Here is a 4,444-nt window from a genome sequence, read left to right on the forward strand (position 1 = left end):
CTTTTTTTGTCCAAGACGAAATCTTAGTCCTTACAGGAATGTTTAAAACTGCAATGTCCGTTAGCTCACTCCACCAGGACGCGGCGTGTGTGCCGATTACAGCATGAACAAAATGGCGAGGAAATGAACGATGGAGCCGCCCAGCACGAATATATGCCATACGGCGTGATGAAACGGAAATCCGCGCCACACATAAAAAATGCTCCCGACCGTGTACAGGATGCCGCCGGCTACGAGCAGCTGCAGGCATTCCGCGGCCAATAGCGACTGCAGCGGCCGCCAAGCGAATACAATGAGCCAGCCCATTAAGATGTAGAAAAAGGTGGAGAGGAAGAGGAACCTTTTCGTAAAAAACGCTTTGAACGCCACGCCTCCGGCGGCGATTCCCCAAACGATTCCAAACAAGGTCCAGCCGAGCGGCCCCCTTAATGCGGTCAATAAGATCGGCGTGTACGTTCCTGCGATAAACAAGTAAATGGAGGAATGGTCGAATATTTCGAACAAATCCTTCACTTTGCCTTCGGGCAACGCATGCAGCAGCGTCGAATTGGTGTACATGATCACCATGGTAACCCCGTAAATCGCGTAACTGACGACGGACCAGACGGTTCCCTTCAGCGCGGCGAATACGACCAGCAGGGTCAGCGCGGATATGCTGAATACGACGCCCAGCCCGTGGGTAATCGCGTTGGCGACCTCCTCGCGCTTGGTATATACGTGAGTGTTTGCCATACTCAACCCTCCTCATGAGACTCTTCATTGTGCTTTCATTATATCGAAAAACAAGCTCATCACCTAATTCAGGTGCCTCAAACCGAAAACCGTAACTATGAATATAGTAATACCATCTCACAGTAAAGGAGTGATTTGGAATGGGTTTGCTGAGACTTAGCAATCAGGGTCTTAGGCTGAGGCTGTTTTCCGGGGTCAACTTTACGGGCCGTCGAATCGTCTTTAAGCGAGGCGGAGTGGCGATCCGCGATATGAACGCGCTCCGTTTCAACAACGTGCTCTCTAGCTTTAGGGTCAGAAACGTTATTTTCCCGAACCAAGTAACTTTGATTTTGTTCTCGCGAGTGAACTTTCAAGGTTCGTTCCGCGTGTTCAGAGGCAGAACGGCGGTTGCCAATTTGGGAACGCTTGGCTTTGACAACGTTACTTCTTCGCTGATTCTGGTAGGCCGCAGACTGACGAATGCGCAAATCAACATTATTCGCAGCACGGGTATCCCTCCGCTGGACGTACTGGAAATCAGACAATAATGTTTATCGGGCGCCTTCGGGCGCCCGTTTTCTTAATCCACAATATTTTTCCCGTAAAAGATTTCGTCCATCTCAAGCTTCAGTCTGCCGGTTATCTCTGCCTTTTCCTCGTCCGAAAGCTGTTCCTTCGTGAACCCGAACAAATAGTTGTTCAAATCGAATTTTTTCAGTTTGCATTTCGTGTGAAAGATGTTCTCCTGATACACATTTACATCGATCATGTCATATGCGTTCTGAATTTCCTCCGGTATGTAATTTTGAATGGAGCCGATTTCGTGATCGATAAACAGCTTATGGCCTGTAATATCCCTTGTAAAGCCGCGTACCCGGTAATCGATCGTCATAATGTCCGTGTCGAACGAATGAATGAGGTAATTTAACGCTTTGAGCGGAGAAATTTCTCCGCAAGTCGATACGTCGATATCCGCCCGAAACGTGCTGATGCCTTCATCCGGATGATACTCGGGATACGTGTGCACCGTAATATGGCTTTTGTCCAGCGACAGCACCACCGATTCCGGCAGCGGTCCGGGGGACTCCTCGAACTGCTCCGTCGGGACTTCTACAACGGGCTCCTCTGAAATGAGCATCGTGACGCTCGAGCCTTGAGGGACGTAATCTTGCTTGGCTATGTTCAGCACATGGGCTCCGATAATTTCGGACACTTCCTGCAAAATGTTCGTCAACCGCTCCGCATTGTACTGCTCGTCGATATACGCGATATACTTCTCGCGTTCTTCCTTCGTTCGGGTGAAGCAAATATCGTACATATTAAAGCTTAGCGATTTCGTAAGATTGTTGAAGCCGTGCAGCTTGACGCGCTGTGCCGGTGTCAGTGCCATGAACGCATTTCCCCTTAAGCTTTTTATTTAATATGCCCATACCGGCTTCTCCGATTCTTGGAAGGCATAAAAAAGGGTCCTATCGGAATTCGATAGGACCTGCATTTGCGGCGATCAGCCTGCTGCATTCACTTCCGTCGATTTACGGCCTTCTTTTTCAAAAAGCATGATCAGCGAAGGGAGGAGCATGCCGCGGACAAGGAATACGTCCATCAGGATGCCGAGCGCCACGATGAAGCCGAAAACAAACAGCTCGGCAATCGGCTGCGTCATGAGGACGGCGAAGGTGGCGGCCAGTATGAGCCCCGCGGACGTAATGACGTTGCCTGTGCGCGACACGGCGATTTGTACGGCATCCCTCAGCGTATGCTTCTTCCGTTCTTCTTTGAAGCGGGACATTAAAATAATGTTGTAGTCGACGCCCAGCGCAACAAGGAAAACGAAGGCATAGAGCGGAATCCGGGTGCTGATCGCCGAATAGCCGAACAGCAGGTCGACCAAGTAAATGCCTAGCCCCAGCGCCGTCGCGAACGAAAGTAAAATCGTCCCCATCATGTACGCCGAAGCCTTTAACGATCTTGTCAGCGCCCACAGCAGCAGGAGAATGAGCAGCGATTCCAATCCGATCACGACCCACGAGTCTTTGAAAATGATGTCGCGGGTATCGACCTGTTTCGCCGTTTCGCCCGCAAAGTACAATTCGCCTTCAAGTCCTGCGGTCGAGAGGAGTTCCCGCTCTTGCCCGCGCAGCCGCTCCAGCGCATCCAGCGAGCTAGCCGCATAAGGGCTGTCCTCGAAGGAAAGGGTGATTTTTACTACCTTCCCGTCTTCGGCGGTACCGCTTACCGCGGCCGTCTTGACGAGATCCTGTCCGCCGAACGCATCCGCAAGAGCAGAGAGCTTCTCCTCCGAGACGGGACGGTCGGCAACGAACAGGACGGAGGTGGGCGCCAGATCCCCTTTAGGGAAGTATTGCTCCAGCTTCTCATAGCCTTCCCGAGAAGGCATATCCTTCGGGAAAGAGGCGATGGAATCGTACTGAAACTTCATATTGAACGTATTTAAACCGAGCAGTACGAGAACGGCCAACAGGATGGCCGCAACAGCGCCCGGCTTCGTGCTGACGAGCCTGCCGGCTTTGTTCCACATGGAGGCCGGGTTCGCCGCTTCCTCGCCCGCCTTCGGAATGTTCGGCCAGAACGATTTTCTGCCGAACAATTGGAACAATGCGGGAATCAGCGTTACAGAAGCGAGCATAATGACCGCCATCGCCGTTGAAAATACCGGTGCGAAGCCGCGGAAATCCTTGAAAGCGGCCGCGAACAAGACTAGCATGGCCGCAAGCACCGTTCCGCCGCTGAAAAACACGGGCTCCCCGGTTTCGCGCATCGCGTGCTTCATCGCCTCATATTTGCTGTCATAATGCCTCAGCTCTTCCCGGTACCGGGCGAACACGAACAAAGAGTAGTCCGTCACGCTGGCAAACAGCAAAATCGTCATGATCGACAGCGATTGAGCGTCGAACTGCAGACCGGCGCTTCCCATCAAGCCGAGCGTCTTGTCGACGGCCTCATAGACGAAGGCGCAGGCGAGCAGCGGGATGAAAACTAACAAAGGGGAGCGGTAAATGACAATCAGCAATACGAAGATGAGCCCGACGGTCGATAAGAGCAATACGACATCAGCGCGGGAAAACAAGGCGACGGCGTCGCTGGAAATTCCGGCGGGACCCGTAATCCGGACAAAGGAAGCCTCCGACCGGTCGGAAGCGATCGTCTGCAGCTCCTTCAAAGTCGCTTGAATTTCTTTCGTTTCCAAACCCTCTTCAAGCAGCGCCGGAATGACCGCGGTCGAGCCGTCTCCGGAGAAGAAGCGTTCCCTTGCGGGCGGAGGGAGGCGGTCGAACGGGACGATGCCCTTCAGATGCTCGAGCCCCTCGTCTTGAATCGCGGTTGTCATCTCGGCGATCCGGCCGGCATCAAGCTTCTTTCCTTCTTCGGAAATGACGATCAACGCAGGGAGCCCCTGATCCGTGCTGCCAAAATACGTATCCAGCTCTCGCTGTGCGATTACCGACTTTGCCGTATCGGGGAGCCCTTGGCCGGTCGCGTTCGATTCATAATCCTTGGCGCCCGGAGCGAGCCCTCCGAGCAGCAAGGTAACCAGAAGCCATGCGGTCAAGACAGTCCACATGCCTTTCCTCGTAGAGGCAAAATCCGTGATGCGGTGCAACAATGCTTTCAACTTTGTTCACGCTCCTTACGATTGTAATTCGACATATGTGTCGAATTTGGTTAAAAAAAACTACGACGGCATGTTTAACGAACAATCATTGTTCCA

Annotated in this window: 4 protein-coding genes; 1 reads left to right on the forward strand and 3 read right to left on the reverse strand. The window is 52.6% G+C overall.

Annotation, left to right across the window (positions count from 1 at the left end; all coding sequences use genetic code 11):
- Positions 1–96: 96 nt before the first annotated feature.
- On the reverse strand, positions 97–732 hold the full coding sequence (gene trhA, locus PT964_RS26200; protein ID WP_274366309.1) for a PAQR family membrane homeostasis protein TrhA: 636 nt from the start codon (positions 730–732) through the stop codon (positions 97–99).
- A gap of 140 nt (positions 733–872) precedes the next feature.
- On the opposite strand from trhA, the gene PT964_RS26205 reads away from it, so the two are divergent.
- Positions 873–1,262, forward strand: a complete 390-nt coding sequence (locus tag PT964_RS26205) for a hypothetical protein (RefSeq protein ID WP_274366310.1) — start codon at positions 873–875, stop codon at positions 1,260–1,262.
- 32 nt (positions 1,263–1,294) lie between these two features.
- Here the strand turns inward: PT964_RS26205 and speD are convergent, their stop codons facing one another.
- Positions 1,295–2,104, reverse strand: coding sequence for an adenosylmethionine decarboxylase (speD, locus tag PT964_RS26210; protein ID WP_274366311.1), 810 nt, complete (start codon positions 2,102–2,104; stop codon positions 1,295–1,297).
- Between the two features lie 114 nt (positions 2,105–2,218).
- Positions 2,219–4,348, reverse strand: a complete 2,130-nt coding sequence (locus PT964_RS26215; RefSeq protein ID WP_274366312.1) for an MMPL family transporter — start codon at positions 4,346–4,348, stop codon at positions 2,219–2,221.
- Between the last annotated feature and the right edge of the window lie 96 nt (positions 4,349–4,444).

Origin of the sequence: Paenibacillus thermotolerans (assembly GCF_028745515.1) — a bacterium.
GTDB lineage: Bacteria > Bacillota > Bacilli > Paenibacillales > YIM-B00363 > Paenibacillus_AE > Paenibacillus_AE thermotolerans.